Source organism: Turicibacter bilis (assembly GCF_024499055.1).
Classification (GTDB): domain Bacteria; phylum Bacillota_I; class Bacilli_A; order MOL361; family Turicibacteraceae; genus Turicibacter; species Turicibacter bilis.
In genome coordinates this window covers 526,586-551,099 of sequence record NZ_CP071249.1, presented here as the reverse complement: position 1 = coordinate 551,099, position 24,514 = coordinate 526,586, and the positions used below count along the sequence as shown (strand labels likewise).

The following is a 24,514-nucleotide window of genomic DNA, read 5'->3' as shown; positions in this document are numbered from 1 at the left end:
GAACAATGCCATCACCGATTGTGCACTTAGAAATTTTATATCGATTATACGAGGAGTTACAGCAACCATTAAATTCGGAACTTGTTTTAGGTGTGATTAGTCCGGATGCCATTCACATGAGAGCAGGACAAACATGGGAAGATAAAGCGACTACCCACTTTTATCATGAAGCCGATCGAAGCTATGAGGAAGCCATTTTAACGGCACGTCAGGTCATTTCAACTCACTCTCAATGTTTTTTATTAGGATATCTCATTCATATCTATACGGATTATTTATGGCGAGACCAAATTTATGCTCCATATTTTCATCGAGAAAAAGAACGAATACCTCGGACACAACTATATTCGCTTTATTATAGCGATATGGGAATAATAGATGAGCAGGTTCTTCTTAGGGCAACTTGGATTCACGAAATTAGGGATTTACTAAGTGATCCGATGGCTATAGCTGCTCATCCCTTGTTAACTGAACATGAAATTACAGCGTGGAAAGAAAAAGTGTTGTGCGCTGATTTAATCAAGGGAACGGAAGAAAAAGGCGTCCAACCATTACAGGTCCTATCTGAACTCGAGATTAAAGAATTTATGAATCGAGCTTGCCAAGAACTTAAAAGGATTTTCTTTTAAACCTAGTGCTCATCACTAGGTTTTTTTCGATGAGTTGTTCTTGCAGACACGAGGGAAGAGTGATAAACTAAAAAGGCAAAAGACAGCAAGAGGATATGACTGTCTAATTAGATGAGGTCATAAAAGTCGGAGGATTGACATTTGAAAAAATATGATGTGATTATTATTGGTGGTGGACCAGCTGGGTTATTTGCTGCTATCATGTGTGCAAATAAAAAACAGCGCATTGCTATTTTAGAAAAAAATAAATCGTGTGGTCGTAAGTTATTAATGGCGGGTGCAGGAAAATGTAATATTACACAGGCAGGTGATATTCATCATTTTTTAACGTGCTATGGAGCAAATGCCAAATTTTTAAAACATGCTCTATTGTCTTTTCAAAATGAAGACTTATTAAACTTCTTTAGAAAACGTGGATTAGAGTTTATGACAACTGAGAAGGGGAAAATTTTCCCAAAGTCGTTAAAATCTCAAGATGTATTAAATGTTTTACTTGAGGAATGTCGACGACGTTCGATTGAGATTCATTATGAATCAGCGGTTGAATCATTAGTAAAAGAAGAGGAACTATTCCATTTAGAGACAGTAAAAGGGAGTTTTGAAAGCCCGGTTGTTGTTGTTGCAACCGGTGGTTTAAGCTACCCGCATACTGGATCAACGGGTGATGGATTCGTGTGGGCGAAAACGTTTGGGCATAAAATTGTTCCAACAAAGCCAGCGTTAACCCCATTAAAAATTAAAAATTATGAGTTAAGTGATATGTCAGGAACTTCTTTTGAAGAACTACCTTATACATTATGGCGTAATGGCAAAAAGATTGGATCGTATCAAGGAGATTTTCTATTAACTCATACCGGTGTTTCAGGACCGGGAATCATTAATAATTCTCGCTTTATGCAATCTGGCGATGTGATAAAATGTAATTTCGTGGCCGCAGAATCGATAGAGGAGTTTAGAAGTAACTTAACTAAAAAATTGAATCATGGGGGTAAAACACTCGTTAAATCCATTGTTCGAGAATTAAATTTAACGAAACGATTCGCAGATAAAGTGCTAGAGTTATGCGAGATTAATGACGATTTAAAATGTGCAGAGTTAACAAAAGCAACGCGTCAAAAACTTCTCACAACTTTAACGGAATATGAAATGGAAGTGAAAGAATTAGGCGGATATCACGTTGCGATGGTAACAACAGGTGGAGTTTCAATAAAAGAGATTTCTCCTAAGACGATGGAATCAAAAAAAGTAAGCAACCTTTATTTCATTGGAGAAGTTTTAGATATAGATGGAGACACAGGTGGATATAATATACAAGCAGCTATGTCAACGGCCTATATTGCCTCACAAGCTATCAATAAATAACCATTAGACACTGTATTAAACAGTGTCTTTTTTCTTTAGCACTAAATGATATTCATCTGATAGTAAATTTCGTTTTACTATCAATCAATGTATAAGTTTGTTTATTGACACTGAACAGCTCTCCTTATATACTAAATAATGGACAAAGTTTGACAAAAATGTCGAAGGTATAAACTAGATAACAGTATGAACAAATAACAATTAAGGAGATAGTTAAATGAATAAAAATCGATCAATTCAAACCATTGTAGCGATTGGTATTGGAGCAGCCATTTTTGTTGTTTTATCACGATTTGCTTCTATTCCAACAGGAATTCCAAATACAAGTCTAGAAACTTCTTATGCTGTATTAGCTTTAATTGCACTGTTATATGGTCCTTTAGCGGGATTTGCAACTGGATTAATCGGGCATTTCTTAAAAGATGTTTTAATTTTTGGTTCTCCTTGGATGAGTTGGATCATTGCATCAGCTATGATTGGACTTGTCATTGGACTTATTTCTAAAAGTATTAACATTGAAGATGGAGTATTTGGGGTTAAGGAGTTAATTAAATTTAATGTTGCACAAATTGTTGCTAACATTATTGGATGGTTTATCATCGCTCCTACACTAGATGTTTTTATTTATGCAGAACCTGTAGATAAAGTTTATTCACAAGGAATTGTTGCTGGATGTGTCAATATGGTGACAATTGGGATATTAGGCTCTTTATTAGTGACAACTTATGCAAAGACACGTACAGAAAAAGGAAGTTTAACAATGGAAGACTAAAATTGAGGGATGTATCCCTCAATTTTTTTGAAACAGTTGTAAGATTTTTCAAACATTATTCGACAAAAAGTATGTTATAATATAAAAGTTGGCCATTTTTGAGATGAGTTAAAATGAGTTTTATCAACGAGATAAAGTTGATTTTAGTTCATCTCATGATTAAAGAGAGAGAAAGGATGAAGCGCATGCGAAAGCCAGTTATTGAATTCGAAAATTTTAGCTTTCAATATCGAGTTCAGTCAAGCCCAACTCTTAAAAATATTAATTTAACGATTTATGAGGGCGAGAAGGTTGTCATTGTCGGTCCTTCTGGATCAGGAAAAAGTACCATTGCACACTGTATTAATGGTTTAATTCCGAATATTTATAAAGGGACTACAAGTGGGACATTTAAAATTAAAGGTCAAAATGCTTTAAAACATAACATTTTTGAACGTTCAGCTCATGTTGGAACTGTTTTGCAAAATCCTGATGATCAGTTTATTGGATTAACGGTTGGGGAAGATATTGCTTTTAAGTTGGAGAACTTAGTCGTTCCACAACAAGAGATGATTGAAACTGTTCAAAAAGTAGCACAGTTAGTGAATGTTGACTCACACCTGACGTATTCTCCTCACCAACTGTCAGGAGGACAAAAACAGCGTGTGACCTTAGCGGGTGTCTTAGTAGATGATATTGATATTTTATTATTTGATGAACCATTAGCTAATTTAGACCCAGCAGCCGGGCTGCATACGATGACTTTAATTGATGAGATCCACGCTAAAACAAATAAAACCATCGTGATGATTGAACATCGTTTAGAGGATGTTTTATACAAAAAGGTAGATCGAATTATTGTGGTCAATCAAGGTGAAATCGTAGCAGATTTAACCCCTAATCAATTACTAGCTTCTTCTTTGCTTCAAGAAGTAGGGATTCGTGAACCTCTTTATGTTACAGCTTTAAAATATGCAGGTTGTGAGATTTCGGAAGATATGAATCCAGAGTCATTAGAAACAATGAATCTAACAACGTGTACAGATTCAGTTAAAAAGTGGTTTTTAAACGCGAGTTCTTATTTACCAGAAGAAAAGCAACAGGTGATTTTAGAATTTAAAAATGTGAGTTTTGGTTATCAAATGAATCAAAAAACACTAAAAGATATTTCCTTTAAAATTCATCAAGGCGAAATGGTAAGTATTGTTGGAAAAAATGGAGCTGGGAAATCAACGATTTCAAAACTCATTAGTGGTTTTTATCAACCGACGGCAGGAGGCATTGAGTTTAAAGGTCAGGACTTAAGTAACCAAACCATTAAAGAACGTGCTGAAAAAATTGGATTAGTCATGCAAAATCCAAACCAGATGATTTCAAAAACAATGATCTTTGATGAAGTCGCATTCGGACTACGAATTCGAGGGATTGATGAAGAAGAAGTTAAACGCCGTGTGTTTGAAACGTTAAAAGTCTGTGGGCTTTACCCTTATCGTAATTGGCCGATTTCTGCTTTAAGTTTCGGACAAAAAAAGCGAGTTACGATTGCCTCAATTTTAGTGTTAAATCCAGAAATTTTAATTTTAGATGAACCGACGGCTGGGCAAGATTTAAAACATTATACTGAAATTATGGAGTTTTTAAAGACGTTAAATGCAAGAGGGATTACGATTCTGATGATTACGCACGATATGCATTTAATGCTTGAGTATACAACCCGTGCTCTTGTCATTACAAATGGAGAGCTTGTTGCCGATGATACAACATGGCACGTATTAACGAATGATGCGTTAATAAAAACAGCTCATTTAAAGAGAACCTCATTATATGAATTAGCAAAAAAAGTTGGAGATTTACCTCCAGTTGAATTTATTTGTAAATTTATTTCAAGTGATAAGGCGGTGAGAACGTAATGAGTGCTAACTTATTAGCTTATATTGACATTGATTCACCGATTCATCGTTTAACAGGTAGTACGAAACTGATTTGTTTTTTATTATGGTCAGTGACAGCGATGTTAAGCTATGATACACGTGTCTTAGTCGTGATGTTACTATTAAGTTTTATTATTTTTAAAATTTCAAAAGTTGATTTTAAAGATATTGCTTTTGTTTTTTACTTTATTTTAATTTTCTTATTATTTAATAACTTAGCGGTGTTTTTCTTCTCACCACTTGAAGGTGTCTCAATTTATGGTACACAACATAATCTAATTAAACTGTTTGGCCCTTATGTGTTAACGACTGAACAGTTATTTTACCAATTTAATATGACGGTAAAATATTTAACCATTATTCCAATCGGATTAATTTTCTTAGCAACTACGAATCCAAGTGAATTTGCAGCGTCCTTAAATAAACTAGGCGTGAGTTATCGTATTGCTTATTCTGTTTCAATTGCCATGCGCTATATTCCAGACATTCAACGTGATTTCATTGAAATTTCTCAAGCGCAGCAAGCAAGAGGAATCGATTTATCCTCAAAAGAAAAGCTTAGTAAACGACTGAAAAATATGGGGGCTATTTTACTTCCCCTCATTCTAACAAGTTTAGAACGTATTGAAACGATTAGTTATGCTATGGAATTACGTGCATTTGGAATACATAAAAAAAGAACATTTTATAATGCTCGTCCTCTAAAAAAATCAGATTTAATCGTTATCATCGGAATGACGTGTTTAATGGGAATCTTTTTATGGATTACATTTAGTAATGGAACACGTTTTTATAATCCATTTAGATAAAAAGGCTGTATTTGTTATCATACAGCCTTTTTTTAATGGTTTTAAATTTTGGGCAAAACGCCGGTTTTTTTCCAGGCATAAAATACACTTGGTTGAAAGACGGGTGTTGGTTTTATTGTTTCAAGAAAAGTAGCTGCTTCTTCATCAGCAGTAAAGATGGCTTTAATAGCGGGACACTTTTCAAGTGCTTGGTCGTAACGATAAGGATTCTCACAAGGTGTTTGTGGTCCGGTATGCCATCGAATCAATAAAATTTCTTCTAGTGTTAGTTTAATATATTGTTGGGCAAGAATCACACTCTTTTCACCATGTCCAAGTGGAACATCATCGAGACATTCATACGTGAAATAGCACTCTTTTTCGTTTTTATGATTATAGCGAATTTTAAGTGTCGGATAAAAGATATTTGTTTTACATAAATCATGTAAGTATCCTGCTAAATAGATGGTTTCCTTTGATAATCCTAAGTGGTATTGGTTATTCTTTTGAAGTAGTAATTCAACCACATTATGACTATGGATCGCTAATCCATGAGGATAATTACAATGGCCTTTAATACTAGCCGGTGCCTTGAAATAATCACTCTCTGATGTTAGAAAATGGATTAAGTCACTCATCCCTTCACGCTCGATACTATGAAGTCGACTTAATATAATTTGCTTTATACTCATTTTAGTGTAACCCCTTTTAATTCTCTTTTCCTTATTGTATCGTAAATTAATGACTTTTTCTTAGTTTATTTTGTCGACCTTCTTTATCTTTTTTGTAAAAAAAAGTAACTGAATGATAAAAATTCAATATAAAAATAAATAGTACAAACGTTGACAAAAACCGACTGAGTCAGTAAACTTGATACTGTAGCTTTGTAGGTTTAGTCTCAAAAAATGAGACTTAGAAGGAGGAGAAAAATGAACTCAAAAAAGAGTAAGGGAAATCCGTGGGCACTATTGCCATTAGGGATTTTTTTGATTTTATTCGTTGGTAGTGGAATAATGACAGGTGATTTTTATGCGATGCCTGTATTAGTTGCCTTTTTGTTAGCTTCGGTTGCAGCGTTTATGTTTAATCGAAAAGAACACTTTAATGATAAAGTAGCTATTTTCTGTAAGGGAGCAGGAAATGAAAATATTATCATGATGGTCATGATTTTTTTATTAGCAGGGGCTTTTTCTGGTGTAGCAAAAGCCATGGGTGGTGTTGATGCAACAGTTAATTTAAGTTTATCCATTTTACCACCTAATTTAGTAGTCGTTGGATTATTTATCATTGCAGGATTTATTTCAGTTTCAATGGGAACATCAGTTGGAACAATTACCGCATTAACCCCAGTTGGTCTTGGAGTTGCAGAAGCAACTGGAATTCCTGTCGCATTAGTTGTTGGAGCGATTGTTGGTGGTGGAATGTTCGGTGATAACTTATCCATCATTTCTGACACAACGATTGCTGCTGTGCGTACGCAAGGGTGTGAACTGAAAGATAAATTCAAAGTGAATTTTTTAATTGTTTTACCGGCTGCCATCCTGGCATTAATTATTTTATTTGTTATGACCTCACAATATCAAGTTGATTTAACTGCGGTTTATCAAGTAGAGTGGATGAAGGTTATTCCATATGTTGCAATTTTAGTTGGAGCCTTACTAGGAATAAATGTTTTTGTTTTACTTGGAGGCGGGATCGTATTAGCTGGGATCATCGGATTAGCGACTCACTCATTTAGTTTATTAAATTTAATTACTGCCACTTCAGATGGAATGGCTGGTATGCAAGAATTAGCAATGATTTGTATTGTAGTCGGTGGGGTATTAGAGTTAATTAAACATAATGGTGGAATTGATTATTTATTATCTTTAATTAAATCTCGTATTAAATCAAAAAAAGGAGCAGAGTTTGGAATTGCGACTTTAGTTAGTGTCATTGATTTATGTACAGCTAATAATACGATTGCAATTGTAATGGCAGGTCCATTAGCTAAAGAAATCGCCGATGAATTTGATATTGATCCTCGTCGTTCAGCTAGTTTACTAGATATTTTCTCTTCATGTTGGCAGGGACTAATTCCATATGGAGCCCAAGTATTAGGAGCTGCAGGATTAGCCGCTATCTCTCCAATGGAAATTGTTAAATTTGTTCATTATCCGATGTTAATGGGGATATTCGGAATTCTTGCAATTATTATTGGATTCCCTAAATTGAAAAAATAATCATCTACTGTTAAGGAAGTAGAAGCATGTTAAACGGTATGGTATCTATTAAAGAGCCATGCCGTTTTATTTTTGAATAGGATGTTGAAAATTTCGCTAGAGTTTATTGCGAAAACTAAGTTAAAGAAATTAATCGTTTTAAATTAAGAAATTTGATTGTATCTGCGTAACGATCAGTTTCTTTTGTAGTCATTAATTAATCCATTGATGCTGTTCTAATCATGTATCGATAAGTAGAGATTATTGACGATTTCACTCATAATTGTAAGGTTTGTTTGCATATAATGTAAAAAAGGATGAGGAGGGGTTGAAATATGAGACGAACTCGATTGATTGAAAATCGAGAGGTCTTTTTAGCATATGTGTTAGCAAATTGTAAATTCTCAACCATTGAAGGGTTACATCGTCGATTTCCACTCGTTTGGAAACAACGGGATCAGTATAAATATTATAAGCATGTGTGTTTGGAGAGGCCCAGTTTAAAAGAAGAATATAAACTAAAATGTGCTTATTGTTTGTTTGAAGCCTCTAAAGAAGATTCAATTATTTTTAATGTTTTATTTGAAGAACTCTATAAGCAGTATGGGGCTCTTTACAAACAATTAAAAAAATATTATGGTCGTAGTAAATTAATTTCGGATACTGGGCTAGAGGTATTAATGAAGGATGAAGAATTGATCAATCAAAGTGATTTAATGGATGTATCTATTTTTGATTTTTTTCTAGAAAAATTAGAGGTTCAGTACGATGAGACAACATTTTTTAACCAATTAAAAGTCACTTATGACGGAATTCAACGAAAAATTTTAGACTTTGAACTCGACATCGATGAGCTGAATTATCAATATTTCAAGTATCAATTAACGAAACCTAATTCAATAACGTTTAAGAGAGTTAAGCACTTTTACCGGAGTTATTCTGACTATTTAGGACAAAATGTAGTCGATGTTTTAAATGATAAGCTAGAGAGGTGTTATCAGGAAGAAAAATTAAGTTCTCACATCCAGTGGATGAGAGATTTAGGATTAATTGATCAACACACGGTCTATCGGTTAACCATAACAGATGTCTACCAGTTAATGACTCTTTTATTATGTACCGATGGAGACAATCTAATTGAAGAAGAGGGAGCTAGTATTGAAATCGGAGATTTAGTTTTACCTATTTCAGAACTTGAAGCATTTGAGGAGTTGTTAAATGAATTATTACCGTATTTTGTAATGAGTCAAGTGATGAAAGAAAATCGAGAGTTCTTTTTCCGCTCTTATACGTTAAAGGATCAAATGATTTCGAAGCAGTTGGAAAAAGAAGTCGAGTTACTTAAACGCGATTTAAAATCAGTAAAAGAAACGAATAAGTTGTTAAAACTCTCCCTGAGTGAGGAAAAGTTGAATCAAGAGAAAATGTATAAACTTCAATTAAAACAGTTACGGTCTAACTTAATGACAACAATGCATGAAAAGGAACGGTTAGAAAAAGAGTTGGAGAATCTAAAAGAAAGATGTGCCCAATTAGAGTCAATAATAAAAGAGCCATCAGAAGCAGAGGAACAAGTGTACGAAATGACTTTGGAACAATCCGTGGATGTGAGTGAAATTAATAAGGCAGAAATTATGATTGTCGGAGGGGCAACACCTACGATTCAAAAGTTAAAGCGAATTCTACCGAATTGTAAGTATTTTGAGGTTGATAAAAAATATAATGATCAATATTTTCAAGGCGTTAAATTCGCCATTTTGTTAACTAATATTTTAAATCATAGTATGACTAAAAAATTGGATAAGCATTGTCCCAAGGCTAAGAAAAAGTCAGTGACGGTTACAAATGTTGATTTGATTATTGAGGAAATTGCTAAGTTCATTTAAATAAAAAAAGCTCACAGTATGGTGAGCTTTTTTCGAAGAAGAGACCTGGAAAGATGATCTCGTTTTGAAAAATTGTTTGGAATTTCGGAATGTGTGAAGTTAATTAGGGGGTAACTTCACGAGTTAGGGTGGTTTGTGTCTTGCTGACTCTTATATTATGACAAAAAAAGTAACTTTTTTCAATAGTTTCTCGTCAAAAAAAACAAACTTTTGTTCGGTTTATTTGGTGGGACTAATTATTTATGATTTTTAATAGATGTTTGTTATAATAAAAGAGACGAAAATAAAGTTTTGAGGTGTTAGAGTGTTTAAAACAATCGGATTATTTGCTCATGTTGATTCTGGGAAGACGTCACTGGCTGAACAAATTTTATATGAAACGAATGTAATTCGCACAAAAGGAAGAGTCGATCATCAAAATACATTTTTGGATCATCATTCAATTGAAAAACAAAGAGGGATCACTGTTTTTACTGAACAAGCGAGTTTTAAGTATAATGAATCCATCTATTATTTACTCGATACCCCTGGACATATTGATTTTTCGAGTGAGATGGAACGTGCCATTAAAGTTTTAGATTATGCAATTGTTATCATTAATGGATTTGAAGGCGTTCAAAGTCATACCGAGACGATTGTTGACTGCTTAAAACAGTATCATATCCCAATGGTTTTCTTTATTAATAAAGTGGATCGTGAAGGAGTTGATATTGAACGTGTTTTGACACAGTTACGATTGAATTTAGGGGTTAATCCTATTTATCTTCCAAATGAATTAGACTTAAGTGAGTTACCAATTGAAATTATTGAGCAATTAGCAGAGTTAAATGAAGACTTACTCGATTACTTCTTAGAAAATAAACGGGATTCACAATTTTGGTTAACAACTTTTAAACAGCAAATTCGAATGCAAAATATTTGTCCAGTTTTTAGCGGATCAGCCTTAAAAAATATCGGAATTACCTCTTTTTTAAAACAGTTTGATGAGTTAACAGAAACGACATATGATCGTACAGCTCCTTTTAAAGGAAGAGTTTATAAAATTCGCTATGATGAAAAAGGGGATCGAATTACTTATCTAAAAGTGTTGAGTGGGAATTTAGCCGTAAAAGATTCAATTAAAACATCCGCGACTGAAGAAGGAGAGAAAGTAAATCAAATACGTTATTATCAAGGAAAGAAATTTGAAACGACACCGATTGCACAGGCAGGTGAACTGATTGGGGTAACCGGATTAACACATACTATGGCAGGTCAAATAATTGGTCATGAAATTAAGAGGGAAGAGGGATTATTACAACCTGTCATGCGTGTGTCTGTACTCTATCCTCAATCATTAAATGCCAAAGATGTATTAGCTATTTTTAAAAAATTAGAAGATGAAGATCCGATGCTGTTGGTTTTATGGAATGAAGTCACACAGTCTATTGATGTTTCCGTGATGGGAAGTATTCAGCTAGAAGTCTTAAAAGAAATCGTCCAAGAACGATTTGATCTTTCAATTGAATTTAGTCCGCGAAAAGTTATTTATCAAGAAACTATTACAAATCAAGTCATTGGAAGCGGGCATTATGAGCCATTGAAGCATTATGCGGAAGTTCACCTACAATTAGAGCCTGGTCAAAGAGGAAGTGGGGTGACCTTTGAATCCGTGTGTTCAACAGAAGAATTAGAATTAAGCCATCAAAAATTAATCGAAACACATATCTTTGAGAAAACACATCTTGGGATTTTAACAGGATCATCTTTAACTGATGTTCATATTAAACTCATCACAGGGCGTGCACATCAGAAACATACGTCAGGTGGAGATTTTAGAGAGGCGACGTATCGTGCCATTCGTCAAGGATTAGAACAAGCTAAGAATCTCTTGTTGGAACCATATTATACCGTTAAATTCGAAGTAGAGATGGATTTAATGGGACGAATCTTAACCGATTTAAAAAAGATGTCTGGAAAATTTGAGAATCCAATCATTCAAGAAAATAAATGTTTGATTACTGGAACGGTTCCAGTAGCGACTTTTATGGATTATCCGAGTGAATTTTTATCCTATACAAAAGGAGCCGGAAGAATCTCATTAAATGTTGCAGGATATGATATTTGTCATAATCCAGAAGAGGTTATTTCAGAAATCGCTTATGATAAAGCTGCTGATCGCTTAAACCCTTCGGGATCGGTTTTTTGTGCCAAAGGAAGTGGATTTATCGTTCCTTGGGATGAAGTTGATGAGTATATGCACTGTAAAGTGAAAAAAATAGCTACGCCCTATGAAAAATAATCATTTACTTATGATAAACAATTAACCCTTTAAAATATAAAGTAGAATTGAAAGCTTTAAAATAAACTAATAGTTAATGAAAAAAGTAGAAGAGGTGTCTTATGAAAAAATATGAAGTCATTAAGGAAATTTGTGAAACAGGTGTCGTAGCTGTTGTTCGTGCTGAAAACGAAGAGCAAGGAGTTGAAATCTCAAAAGCCTGTTTAGCAGGTGGAATTAAAGCCGTTGAGTTAACTTTCACTGTACCTTTTGCTGATGAAGTGATTAAATCATTAGTCAAAGAGTTTGGGTCAAGCATGTTAATTGGTGCTGGAACCGTATTAGATAGTGAAACAGCTCGTATTGCGATTTTAGCAGGTGCTAAATATATCGTCTCTCCAGGATTTGATTTAGAAACAGCTAAATTATGTAATCGATATCAAGTTCCTTACATGGCAGGATGTATGACGATTACAGAAGTCATCACAGCGATGGAAGCAGGAGTAGATATTGTTAAATTATTCCCTGGAAGTGCATTTGGACCAAGCTTCGTTAAAGCAGTGAAAGGACCTCTTCCACAAGCGAATATTATGCCAACAGGTGGCGTTAGCTTAGAGAATGTCGATCAATGGATTAAAAATGGATGTGTGGCCGTCGGTGTAGGTGGAGATTTAACAGCTCCAGCTAAATCCGGTGACTATGCAGCTGTAACAGAATTAGCTAGACAATTCGTTGAAAAAGTAGCAAATGCTAGAAAGAACTAGGTGATGAAAATGAAGAAGTTTGTAACCTTGGGGGAGGTTATGCAACGTCTAACTCCACCGGCTCATGATAAATTAGAACAATGCCGAAGTTTAAATGTCACGTATGGGGGGAGCGAAGCAAATATCGCGATCGCTTTAGCGAATTTCGGCCATGATGTTCGATTTGCGACAGTATTACCTGATAATCCATTGGGAATTGCTGCTTATCGTTCACTCAGACAATATGGAATGGATTTAACACCAACTAAACTTAAAGGTGACATATTAGGAAGCTATTACGTTGAGGTAGGTTAATCGTTACGCGCTTCGAATGTTATTTATAACCGAAAATATTCAGCCATTGCCCAGATGGAGGCAAATACGCTTGATATAGACGAAGTTTTATCGGATCGTACTCATTTGCATGTCAGTGGAATTACCCTAGCTTTAGGAAAAGAGATTAGAGAATTTACACTTGAGTTAGTTAAAGTGGCGTTTGAACGTGGATTAACGATTAGTTTTGATTTTAATTATCGTGCAAAATTATGGACTGTTGAAGAAGCGTCTACGGTGATTCGTGAAATCTTACCATATGTTCATATTGTTTTTGGAAGCTTATATGATATTGAAACCATTGGTGGATACCGCTTAGAGCAAGCCTTTGAATCAGTAGATGCTAAGCGTAAAGCTGTATTTCATTACTTCATGGCTAACAGTCACTGTCAAGCAGTTTTTGGAACGGTTCGTGAACAACAATCCACTCATCAAAATTGTTTAAGTGCGTACTGTTATACCAAAACGGGTGATGTGTATACCACAAATCAAACGTACCAATTTGAAATTATTGACCGTGTCGGAGCGGGAGATGCGTTTGTGGCAGGTGTGTTAAATGAATTAGATTTAAACGGTCAAACATATCAGGAAGCATTAAATTACGGATTAGCATGTGGGGTTCTAAAACATACGATGAATGGAGATGTTTTATTAACTCACGATCAAGAAGTCAAAGATTTAATGAGCCAAACGGGTTCAGTTGGAATGAAACGATAAAAAGAAAAGGGGAATAGTATGATTTTAGAACAATTTAAGTTAGATGGGAAAGTAGCAATCGTTACAGGAGCAGCTATTGGACTTGGACAAGGAATGGCGATCGGATTAGCTGAAGCAGGCGCTGATATTGTCGCTGTAGGAATTAGTTCAATGGATGAAGTCAAGGCAGCCGTTGAAGCAGTTGGACGCCGTTGTTTAACGATTGAAGCAAATTTAATGTCAACTGATCCTATTCAATCCATTATTGATCAAGCAATTGCTGAGTTTGGACATATCGACATTTTAGTCAATAATGCAGGAATTATTCGTCGTCAGGATTCAGTTAAGTTTTCAGAAAAAGATTGGGATGACGTCATTAATTTAAACTTAAAATCTGTTTTCTTCTTCTGTCAAGCGGCAGCCAATCAATTTATGAAACAAGGAACAGGTGGAAAAATTATTAATATTGCATCGATGTTATCATTTCAAGGTGGAATTCGTGTGCCATCTTATACAGCGAGTAAGTCAGGGGTAAAAGGGATTACAATGTTAATGGCCAATGAATGGGCAAAACATGGGATTAATATTAATGCGATTGCTCCAGGATATATGGCGACCGCTAATACAGCACAACTTCGTGCTGATGAACAACGTAGTTCAGAAATTTTAGGACGTATTCCAGCTGATCGTTGGGGAACACCAGAAGACTTAAAAGGACCTGTTGTCTTCTTAGCAAGCTCAGCAAGTGATTATGTCAATGGATATACAATAGCTGTCGATGGTGGTTGGTTAGCACGATAAGTAACAGTAAAACCAAAAAGAGCATCAACTCATGGTGCTCTTTTTTTGTATCGACGAAACAAGGTAAAATGTCATTTAATTAATTTTTAATGTGGCATAAGCTCATATCGTTTTGATGTGAATCAAACTATAATAGGTGCTATTTATTTCAGTATTTACATCATTTGCTATGGGGGGGGGGAACGGTTGTGGTCGCACAATATGTTGGGCGTAACGATTATGCAAAAACAAATGAAGCTACGATGCAAGGCATTATATCAACAACCTTTATTTCCATTTTTATCATGATATTGTTACTCGTATTTAATCGCCCCTTAATTCAACTTGTTTATCACGGAGTAGAACCTCAAGTGGTGGAGTATGGAATTACTTATTTTAGTATTGTATTATTTAGCTTTCCATTTATGGCCTTAACTTTAATGGCTAATGGAATTTTAAGAGGTGCTGGGGATACAAAGATAGCAGCGATTAGTAATGTCGTCGCTAATATTTTTAATATTCTTTTAACTTATCTTTTCTTATATGTGTTTAAATGGGAGATTGTCGGTGCAGCCTTAGGAATTTCTTTAGCTCGTGTGATTGGAACCCTTTATGTGATGTGGATTTTAATAAAGGGGAAGAAGGCGATTCAGTTTGGAAAAATCCAACTGTATCGTCCACAATTTAATTATTTACGTCAGATCTTTTATGTAGGGGTACCTGCAGGAATTGAATCCGTTATTTTTCACTTAGGTAAATTACTGACACAAGTGTTTATTGGGGGGATGGGGGCGATTGCCATGTCTTCGAACTCAATCGCTAATTCTATTATTAATTTGATTAACATTCCAGGAAATTCATTAACGACTGTGGCAACCACAATTGTAGGGCAAGAAATTGGTCGTAAAGAAACGGCTTTAGCAAGACATACTCTTCGTTTTATTACCCGCTTAGCGGTTGTTTATTTAGTTATTTTGGGCGCTTTTTCTATTCCGACTGCCTGGTATTTTGTTGCGCTTTATACGGATAATCCAGAGGTGTTAAGTTATGCCACTCGCTTGATTCAACTTAACGCACTAGCTACACCAATCTGGGCTTTTTCTTTTGTTTTACCTGGTGGCTTAAAAGGAGCAGGCGATGGAAAGTATACGATGATGACGGCCATCATTGGAATGTGGGTGTTTCGAGTAGGATTGGGTTACTTATTTGGAGTGGTACTAGGTTGGGGAGTCGCAGGAATTTTTATTGCGATGTTCGTTGATTGGGCCGTTCGAGGCATCCTTTATGTGATTCGTTTACGTGGCGATAAATGGCTCAATCATCATTTTATCGACGAAGATGAAAAAGAATTAGAAGCGACGATTGCATAAAAAGTCAAACATTTCAATGTTTGACTTTTTTAGAACAATTTTATGGGTCATTGCATATGATATACTAAATAAATTTATTTTAATTCAGATTTGAAGGTAGAAATAGAGGATGTTATGAGTGATCAACTTCAATTAATTTTAGATTATATAGAACTTCTTGAGTTTCAAGAGGGAGATTGTATTCTTGAAATTAGTAACGGACAAGAGTTAGTTGCTCCTATTTTAAAAAATAAGTTTTCATCTCGTCAAGTAAAGGTGGATTTAGCTATTTTACAAAAGGGTTCACTAAAAATGGAAGCTCCTGGTTATTATAATCAAGTTTTTTTATGTGACAGATTGTAATATTAAGTGCGACACATAAAAAGCTCATAAATAGGAGCTTTGTTATAGAATGAAGTTATCACACTTAATCCTTAACAAGCAATGCTATTTATCAGTTACCACCATCTTAACACATACGTATAGAAGTTCTTTCAAAAATGGTCTATTCTACGAGACAAACTGTTCAATAATTCAATCATCATTATTTTACGCTTACTCGTGAATTGAAAAGAAACTCTCAACAGACGAATTAGCTGAACAACATCACTTAGTTTGTCATCGTTTAGAGTAGCAATCAGAACAACTGATATAAACGATCAAAAATATTTAGAGATAACTTGGTTGTTACAACTAAAATCATTTATTATTGGCGCTATGACGGAACGATTTGGTTAGGAAATTTAAGTTATTTAAGGCAAAAACGACTTACTAACTGATAGTCTTCAATTGATTTTGAAGGTTGATTAATAATTGTTTTAAAAAATCGATTCCCAGAAGTATATCGCATAATTCCAATTGAAATATAGTAATTATCCTCACTATCGGCAAATTCTGTTACATCATCGAGTAATAGCTAAATATAAAAGCTGTGTTAGACAACCTTGTTGATAGTGAATCACTTAGTATCAATGGTTGTTAAATCTCATTGTTAAAAATTTCATCCTTTTCAAGTAGTTAAATAATGAAAAACAATACTTTCGCCTAATAGAGCCAACATTAAAAATCGGTATCTATATATATCATTACACCAGTAAAGAACTACATACCGCGAGATATCTACTTTAACAGGTATTAGATTGACTTGATTATATAAATTTTGTTTTTTTGAGTCCTGAGTTGTCAATTTAAATCAGACCATTATTTATCACAAACTAAGCAATTGGAAGGAGTGAATCTAATCCAGTTGCTTTTTTCATGATTTCTTCTGGTGTGTAATAGTTTAAAGATCTTCGGGGTACACGATTATATTTCATCGCAATTTCATTTAATTTCTTTTGTGAATGGACGGATAAATCCGTGGATTTCGGTAGGTCTTGTCTAACGATACTATTTGAATTCTCATTCAATCCTCGTTGTCCTGGTGCTCCTGGATCACTAAAGTAAATCTCAAGAGGTATCTTGCTTTCTTGTTCAATTTCTTTCCATCTAGAAAACTCTTTTCCTCGATCAAAGGTGATGGTTTTGATGCCGATTTCAACTTGTTCATTTAGCCAATTTAATGTCGCATCTTTGACATCTTGACTCTTACGACTTGCTTTTAATAGTACGATATATTTACTTTTCTTTTCAACTAAAGTGACAATGGCTGATTGACGATTCTTACCAACAATGGTATCCCCTTCAAAGTGCCCGTATTCTTGATTCATCGAAGCTTTAAGATACTGCTTATCTCGCTCATGAATGGTTTTACAATCATTGATTCTTCCACGTGTTTCTTTGTGGTTTTTAGGATTATTCTTTCCTTTTCGACGGAGCTTTTTGGCATCAATGCTTCCATTTTTCACAAGCTTATACAATGTTTTAGTTGAAACTCTTTCTGAATGACCCATCAGCTTATCACGCCCCGCAATAGCATCTAATGACCATCCTTGACCTAATAACTCATGAATCTCTTGTACTTTCTGCTGAGATAAAGTGATTTCTTTTCTTCCACAACGCTTTTTATTTTGCTTATAATTAAAGTAGATTTCTTCAACACTGAATCCCTTTTTCAATAAGCGATAATAGGTATAAACTTTATCCTTTCCAATCTTCATACGTCGTGCACATTCACGAGCGTTAACTCCTAAATAATAATTTGACTCTATATTTGTCAGCTGATTTATGTTAATATGATGATAAGACATAGATGAAAACTCCTTAATTTGTTTGGCGATGAATTAAGTGTACCATCTATGTCTTTTTTATTACCATTAAATACGTTTACCAGTTGTCTGACTTAATTATATAATTCAGGAGTTATAAAATCATTCTTCAGGCTAGATGATATTTGATTCATATCTCTCCGTAATAGGTATGTTTTTTTAGCGTTGGATGATTTCCTAACCATATTCTATGAAATAATTTAAGGAGTATTAGATTCGCAATATGATATTATGTCTCCTTTTATGTAATAGGATATTTGATAAAATTTTCGATTGATTTGTAATTAGTAACATTTAATCAATTTAAGGAATGAAGTTTTAACATTCAAATTGAGTAATTTAACACTTCCATTTAGGGAGAACTTTCATAATATATTAAGAAGTGAATAAATCCACTTCATTAAATATCATAGTATTAGAAGTATTAATAGGAAAATTCGTATTTCTAATCAAGGTGATTTAACACAATTAAAATAACTGAAACTACCGAGGTGAATTTCATGTCTAAGGATAATTATGATCCTTATCGCAGTATATATATATCAAATACAAGCGATCATTGTGATTCATATTCATCAGATTATGAATGCGATGATCCTTGTAGATCACGTAGAAATTGTGATGATCCTTGTAGATCACGTAGAAATTGTTGTGAGCGGAAATGTTGTGAACATATAGTATGTCCACAGGGGCCAAGAGGACGAAGAGGAGCAACCGGCCCAACAGGACCAACGGGAGCAACCGGCCCAACAGGACCAACGGGAGCAACCGGTCCAACAGGAGCAACCGGTCCAACAGGAGCAACCGGTCCAACAGGAGCAACCGGTCCAACAGGAGCAACCGGTCCAACAGGAGCAACCGGTCCAACAGGTCCAACCGGTCCAACGGGAGCAACCGGTCCAACAGGTCCAACCGGACCAACGGGAGCAACCGGTCCAACGGGAGCAACCGGTCCAACGGGAGCAACCGGTCCAACAGGAGCAACCGGTCCAACAGGGGCAACCGGCCCAACAGGAGCAACCGGTCCAACAGGAGCAACCGGACCAACAGGAGCAACCGGACCAACGGGAGCAACCGGTCCAACGGGAGCAACCGGACCAACAGGAGCAACCGGACCAACAGGAGCAACCGGACCAACCGGAGCAACTGGTCCAACGGGAGCAACCGGACCAACAGGAGCAACCGGACCAACAGGAGCAACCGGACCAACCGGTCCAACAGGGGCAACCGGACCAACAGGAGCAACCGGACCAACAGGAGCAACTGGTCCAACGGGAGCAACCGGACCAACCGGAGCAACCGGACCAACAGGAGCAACCGGACCAACGGGAGCAACCGGACCAACCGGAGCAACCGGTCCAACAGGACCAACGGGAGCAACCGGAGCAACAGGACCAACGGGACCAACCGGAGCAACTGGTCTAACAGGTTCAACCGGTCCAACAGGACCAACAGGACCAACCGGAGCAACTGGACCAACGGGACCAACCGGAGCAACAGGACCAACGGGACCAACCGGAGCAACTGGTCTAACAGGTTCAACCGGACCAACCGGAGCAACCGGTCTAAGAGGGGCAACTGGACCAACAGGACCAACCGGTCAATGTGAATGCGAATGTAAATCATTGGGCGAAATGGTTGAAAATGGAGGAATGGAGTTATTCCCAGGAGGAGATAATCCAAAAGTTCCAATAGATTGGACTAGTACAACACCGAGTCGAATAAGTCAAGAGATGGCGCAAGGTAGAGTTCATTCAGGACAGTTTTCTGTATCGTTAACTTTTGGAGATAATCCAAATACTAATTTGTCTCAAATAGTGGAGAATATTAATCCAGGATGCTTTTATAACTTTTCATTCTTTGCACATGCGGAAGGTCAAAATGTAGGCCTAATCGCAACAGTTACATTTTTGGATATGAATCAAAACCCATTATCAAATTCGTTAACTATCTCTGTCAGAAATCAAGACTTACAAAATAGTAATCGCTCCTTTGGGTACTATCGAGCAATTACTCCAATAGCACCAATAGGAGCACAATTTGCAGAAATTAAATTTGTTATAACCTCTGACACAAGCGGTTTAAAAGAAGTAGATATTGATGATGTCTCATTTTCTGTCGAGTAAGGATTAATTTAATTCTTATCTTTAAATAACATGTCATATAAAAAAGACCCTGTTAAGTAGTTAAAATAACTTACTTAATAGGGCCTTTTTATAAGAAAACTTGCTTTTTTATTATATTTTTAATAGATTAAGTAAAAATCTATTTATAATGCGTTTAATAATTTGATAGTTATGGGGTTAAAGTTGAGATCTTTTTTACTATCCTGAAAAAATTCATAGTAGCTAGTTATGTTTTTATTAAATAGCAAGAACTTTCAATTCAATCGCATTAATCGTTATTTGATCCGATTTTAGATGTTGTTTCAAAAGTCCACTTTGGTCTGCAACAATGAGATATTCTTTTTCAAGGTTTATATTAAATGGTTCGTGTGTTGGGTTGATAAAGATTTTAATTTCTTCGTATGGTCCATAAGCTTTAACATCAGAGATGGTGTACTCAATGATACGATCCTCTAATTTGTTAACTGTGACGTGTTGTTTGATTTCTTCTGCTGTGTTTAAGCGTAGGGCTTTAAGTTCTTTACGTAAGTTAATAAATCCTTTGACGAATTCTACCGTTTCGATGTATTCATCTTTGCGGTCCCAGTCGAATTGATTAACGCTATCTGGTGACATGTAAGAGTTATGATCGCCATCTTTTGTGCGGTTAAATTCTTGTCCTGCATGTAAGAAGGCAATGCCTTGAGAGACCAGAATTAAAGCCGTAATCATTTTTTGACGTTTTAAACGTGTTTCTAATGATTCACAACGGTTTGATAACATAATTTTATCAAACAATGTCATATTATCGTGACATTCAACATAGTTTAACGTCATCGTTGGCTCGACAAATAATGCTTCCATTCCGATGTCCGTACAAGAACCTGCTACGACATTCATCGCACGATTAATGTCTCCTGTATATCCTAAACCATATCCAATATCAGACATTTCATATTCAAATGGAGATCCTTTAATTCCACGTCCAAAACGATCGTTGAAGTGGGCGATTTTTGGCATTTTTTTGTTATTATACATCATCGCTTTTGCTTCTTCTGGCATGATGGATGGCATGTTCCATCCTTCACCATAAACCATGACTGAAGCATCAATGGCCTGACACTCATCAGCGATTTGATTCATTGTTTCTGTATCTAAAATTCCCATTAAGTCGAAGCGGAATCCATCAAATCCATATTCTTTAACCCACATTTTACAAGAGTCGACAATGAATTGACGACACATCGGGCGTAATGAATCCACATCGTTTCCACAGAATGAACCGTTTGAAATTTCACCATTGTCACCAAGTTTGAAATAGTAGTTTGGCATGATGTTTTCAAAAGATGATGTTTGACGGTCAAACATATGGTTGTAAACAACGTCCATGATGACTCTGAATCCTTTTTCATGTAATTTAGCAATCATTTGTTTCATTTCAATGATGCGTGAGTAAGGATTATGAACATCTGTTGAATAACTTCCTTCAGGAACATTGTATTGAACTGGATCATATCCCCAGTTATAAGTTTCAAATTGGTTAAGCTCATCCACTGATCCGAAATCATAAGTTGGTAATAATTGAATATGTGTGACACCCAAATCGACAAGGTAATCAAGACCTGTTAAAGTTCCACGACTTGTTCTTGTTCCTTCTTCAACCACGCCTAAAAACTTACCAACATGCTTAATTCCTGAATTTTTATGGACAGAGAAATCACGAACATGCATTTCATAAATAATTGCATCAGTATATGATTTAACCTCAGGTGCTAATTCACGTTTTGAATCCATTTTGATTTTTTCAGAATCAACGATCACCGTGCGTTGATGATTAGGTGTAGAGGCAATAGCATACGGATCCGTCGCTTGATTCCATGTTCCATTCACTTTAACAAGATAAATATAAGAGGCAAGCTCTAAATCTTGAGAAATTGTAATCGACCAAACTCCTTTATCTCCCTTTGTTAAATCGTAAGTTTCAATCCCATCCTTTGTTTGAACTTCAACTTTAACTTGAGTTGCGATTGGTGACCAAACTTTAAAGGTACTAGCTTCCTTCGTATAGGTTACACCTAAATCATGTCCATCATAATAAAAGGCCTCATCAAATTCCTTTGTTCTGACAACATATCCATATTGTAGTGGCACAGCTAGGTTATGATCATCAGTCACCTTATAGTTTTTTCCTAACTCGAGAATAGGAGTTTCTAAGATATATTTCATATACTCGCCTTCATCGACTGTTTTTAAGATGTTCAGTAACGTTGTCGTTGATGTTTCATCTTTTAATCGAAAGGACTGACTTTCCCCCTGGTAATAACTCTTATTTAAATAAGCTGTAATGGTTTCAAATGTGTCTAAATAAGCTTCAAATGTTTGAAGTTTACGCATAAAAATCCCCCTCATCTTAATGTTCACTTCATTATACCGAAAGAACGCTTAATTTGAAAGGGTTTTTATTGATTGTTGTGCTGTAACGCTTTACATGATGTTCGTTTAAATCGTCGTGGAGTACGGGGCAATAGTTGATGTCGATTTCCTAATTATAAAATGGCACTATCTGTCACATACTAATCTTAGGTTTTGGAAAAGATGAAGTCACTGTCTCTCGTTGTTTAATTTTAAAAGATATTCAATTGTCATAAAGGATACGATGTCTGTTCATTAAATGACGAGTTTTCCAAAATTAGATCATCATGTTGTATTGCAAGAAAAGAGAAGTCATCTTGCTCTAATAAATGGAGAAGGTGATATGAAACGATGATGTAAGGCATTTGAATAGAAAGGAGTCAAGATATGACGACGTATTTAGAGAAGATGTTTATTATTGAAGGGATCATTTTTGCTATTATTGGATTATTATTTTTTATCTTCCCGCTTCAGAGTATTATTAGCTTGAGCACTCTTATCGCAGTACTCTTTATCATTGTTGGGGTTTTAACAATTATTCGTAGTGGGACTCGCGAAGGAAAATGGTTTTATATCTTTAATGGTGTCATTAATATTTTATTTGGACTGGTATTATGGTTATATCCCATTTCAACCTTAGATCTTCTAGTCTTGATTTATGGAATATGGGTTCTTGTTCGAGGTGTTTATTTAATGTTTATCTCGATTAGAAATGGATATTTTGGATTCAATATTTATACCGTTTCAAATGCTATTTTAGTTATTTTTGGTGCCATTGTCGTCTTTCAACCTTTTTCAGCATTGATAACAGCGCCTTATTTTATTGGAACGGCTTTAATTGTGACTGCTTTAGGCGAGATATACCTTGGAGTTAAATTAAAAGATACTTTTAGATAAAAGAACCTAGTACTTAGGTTCTTTTTAATTGGTCAAATTTGTGTTATGATAGGAATACTCTATAAACTGATAAATAATCTAGATCGTTTAAAATTTTGACTTATATGAAACAGAGATGGTGAAACGTAATGGAACTAGTATTAACCCAAAATCGGGCGGTAGGTGAGCGACAAAAAACTCATTTTATTCGCCATTTTTTAAATTTAAAAGGAAGTAGTAGTAAATATACAGCTATTTCATATGAACGTGATATTTTAGACTTTTTTCAAGTTGAAAAAATTGAGGAGATTACGCTAGAACAAATTGTGGCTGTCAATATGTTTGATGTTGAACATTATTTATTAGATTTAAAAGGAAAAGGTTGTGCCTCAGCGACGATTAACCGTAAAGTCTCCTCTTTAAGTTCACTCTATAAATGGCTGTTAAAATATCAAGATAACCGAACGGGAAGAGCGTTATTATATTTTAACCCATTTGGAAATCTTCGCGATGAAAAGCCGAAAGTGAATTCTAAAGAAACTGAGTTTCTAACGTCTGAAGAATGTGTGAAGTTATTAAGTGTCTTTGATACGAAGAAGATTTTAGATCTTCGTAATAAGACCATCATGTATTTAGCATTGACGACAGCACTCCGTAAATCAGAACTTATTAATATTAAATTAAAAGATATCGCAAAGTATGGGGAATATGATGTCATTCATGTCATCCGAAAAGGAAGTAAAAAGGATATGGTTAAGATTCAACCGATAGTTAAATCGCTCATTTATGATTATGTGAAGCGAACGGACCGTAATTTTAATGATCATGCAGAAGCTTATTTGTTTATTGGTCATTCAAGAAATAAACGAAATAATGAGAAGTTAGATCCAAGTTCATTAAATTACATGATTAAAGCTGCCTGTAAAAAGGCAGATATTAATAAGCATTTAAAGGTTCATTCAACCAGACATACGGCGATTACTTTAGCGATTACAGGTGGGGCAAGTATTGAAAAGGTTCGTGATTTTGCAGCTCATCAAAATATTGCCACAACTAACCGTTATGTTCACTCGATTGATAAGTTAAAAGAGAATGCAGGAGATTTTATTCGATTAGATGATATAGAATTTAATAGGTAAAAAGCTTAGATTACTAAGCTTTTTTTATTATTCATCATTTTCGTTCGAATTTCTTTCAATCCAACA

Annotated in this window: 18 protein-coding genes and 1 pseudogene; 16 read left to right on the top strand and 3 right to left on the bottom strand. The window is 35.3% G+C overall.

The features are described from left to right. Positions 1–5: 5 nt before the first annotated feature. From J0J69_RS02605 to J0J69_RS02585, 5 genes are all read left to right on the top strand, one after another. Positions 6–629, top strand: coding sequence for a zinc dependent phospholipase C family protein (locus J0J69_RS02605; protein ID WP_055304746.1), 624 nt, complete (start codon positions 6–8; stop codon positions 627–629). A gap of 141 nt (positions 630–770) precedes the next feature. Further along, positions 771–1,991 carry a BaiN/RdsA family NAD(P)/FAD-dependent oxidoreductase gene (locus tag J0J69_RS02600; RefSeq protein WP_212724198.1) on the top strand — a complete coding sequence of 407 codons (1,221 nt, stop codon included), beginning with the start codon at positions 771–773 and terminating at the stop codon, positions 1,989–1,991. 217 nt (positions 1,992–2,208) lie between these two features. Next, positions 2,209–2,763, top strand: a complete 555-nt coding sequence (locus J0J69_RS02595; protein ID WP_055304750.1) for an ECF-type riboflavin transporter substrate-binding protein — start codon at positions 2,209–2,211, stop codon at positions 2,761–2,763. 176 nt (positions 2,764–2,939) lie between these two features. After that, positions 2,940–4,652, top strand: a complete 1,713-nt coding sequence (locus J0J69_RS02590; RefSeq protein WP_237252382.1) for an ABC transporter ATP-binding protein — start codon at positions 2,940–2,942, stop codon at positions 4,650–4,652. Then, complete coding sequence (locus J0J69_RS02585) at positions 4,652–5,482, top strand: energy-coupling factor transporter transmembrane component T family protein (RefSeq protein WP_055276776.1); 831 nt, start codon at positions 4,652–4,654, stop codon at positions 5,480–5,482. The genes J0J69_RS02590 and J0J69_RS02585 overlap by 1 nt, the downstream gene beginning before the upstream one ends. 41 nt (positions 5,483–5,523) lie before the next feature. Here the strand turns inward: J0J69_RS02585 and J0J69_RS02580 are convergent, their stop codons facing one another. Beyond that, entirely contained in the window at positions 5,524–6,153 is a 630-nt protein-coding gene (locus J0J69_RS02580) for an HD domain-containing protein (protein ID WP_055276774.1), read from the bottom strand. A gap of 237 nt (positions 6,154–6,390) precedes the next feature. Here J0J69_RS02580 and J0J69_RS02575 point away from each other — a divergent pair, with 237 nt between their 5' ends. The 8 genes and pseudogenes from J0J69_RS02575 (at position 6,391) to J0J69_RS02540 (ending at position 16,072) form a co-directional block, all read left to right on the top strand. Beyond that, positions 6,391–7,683, top strand: coding sequence for a Na+/H+ antiporter NhaC family protein (locus J0J69_RS02575; protein WP_212724199.1), 1,293 nt, complete (start codon positions 6,391–6,393; stop codon positions 7,681–7,683). 314 nt (positions 7,684–7,997) lie between these two features. Beyond that, positions 7,998–9,548: a hypothetical protein gene (locus J0J69_RS02570; protein WP_212725576.1), complete on the top strand. Its 1,551-nt coding sequence runs from the start codon at positions 7,998–8,000 to the stop codon at positions 9,546–9,548. Between the two features lie 304 nt (positions 9,549–9,852). Then, the gene (locus J0J69_RS02565) at positions 9,853–11,829 is read left to right on the top strand and encodes an elongation factor G (RefSeq protein WP_212725575.1); all 1,977 of its coding nucleotides are present in this window, start codon (positions 9,853–9,855) and stop codon (positions 11,827–11,829) included. 101 nt (positions 11,830–11,930) lie between these two features. Then, positions 11,931–12,572, top strand: coding sequence for a bifunctional 4-hydroxy-2-oxoglutarate aldolase/2-dehydro-3-deoxy-phosphogluconate aldolase (locus J0J69_RS02560; RefSeq protein WP_212724201.1), 642 nt, complete (start codon positions 11,931–11,933; stop codon positions 12,570–12,572). A gap of 3 nt (positions 12,573–12,575) precedes the next feature. Further along, positions 12,576–13,601: pseudogene (locus tag J0J69_RS02555) on the top strand (PfkB family carbohydrate kinase). An 18-nt stretch (positions 13,602–13,619) separates the two neighbouring features. Next, entirely contained in the window at positions 13,620–14,381 is a 762-nt protein-coding gene (gene kduD, locus J0J69_RS02550) for a 2-dehydro-3-deoxy-D-gluconate 5-dehydrogenase KduD (RefSeq protein WP_212724203.1), read from the top strand. 164 nt (positions 14,382–14,545) lie between these two features. Then, entirely contained in the window at positions 14,546–15,730 is a 1,185-nt protein-coding gene (locus tag J0J69_RS02545; protein ID WP_212725574.1) for an MATE family efflux transporter, read from the top strand. A 114-nt stretch (positions 15,731–15,844) separates the two neighbouring features. Further along, the gene (locus tag J0J69_RS02540; RefSeq protein WP_055304788.1) at positions 15,845–16,072 is read left to right on the top strand and encodes a hypothetical protein; all 228 of its coding nucleotides are present in this window, start codon (positions 15,845–15,847) and stop codon (positions 16,070–16,072) included. Between the two features lie 851 nt (positions 16,073–16,923). On the opposite strand, the gene J0J69_RS02535 is transcribed toward J0J69_RS02540, so the two are convergent. Further along, a complete protein-coding gene (locus tag J0J69_RS02535) occupies positions 16,924–17,898 on the bottom strand; it encodes an IS30 family transposase (protein ID WP_212725573.1) in 975 nt (324 codons plus the stop codon). Between the two features lie 518 nt (positions 17,899–18,416). On the opposite strand from J0J69_RS02535, the gene J0J69_RS02530 reads away from it, so the two are divergent. Next, entirely contained in the window at positions 18,417–20,042 is a 1,626-nt protein-coding gene (locus J0J69_RS02530) for a hypothetical protein (RefSeq protein WP_212725572.1), read from the top strand. Positions 20,043–20,279: 237 nt separating this feature from the next. Here the strand turns inward: J0J69_RS02530 and pulA are convergent, their stop codons facing one another. Continuing rightward, complete coding sequence (gene pulA, locus J0J69_RS02525) at positions 20,280–22,415, bottom strand: type I pullulanase (RefSeq protein WP_212725571.1); 2,136 nt, start codon at positions 22,413–22,415, stop codon at positions 20,280–20,282. Positions 22,416–22,820: 405 nt separating this feature from the next. Here pulA and J0J69_RS02520 point away from each other — a divergent pair, with 405 nt between their 5' ends. Further along, positions 22,821–23,330: an HdeD family acid-resistance protein gene (locus tag J0J69_RS02520; RefSeq protein ID WP_055305148.1), complete on the top strand. Its 510-nt coding sequence runs from the start codon at positions 22,821–22,823 to the stop codon at positions 23,328–23,330. A gap of 128 nt (positions 23,331–23,458) precedes the next feature. Then, complete coding sequence (locus tag J0J69_RS02515; protein ID WP_212724207.1) at positions 23,459–24,448, top strand: tyrosine-type recombinase/integrase; 990 nt, start codon at positions 23,459–23,461, stop codon at positions 24,446–24,448. Positions 24,449–24,514: the final 66 nt, after the last annotated feature.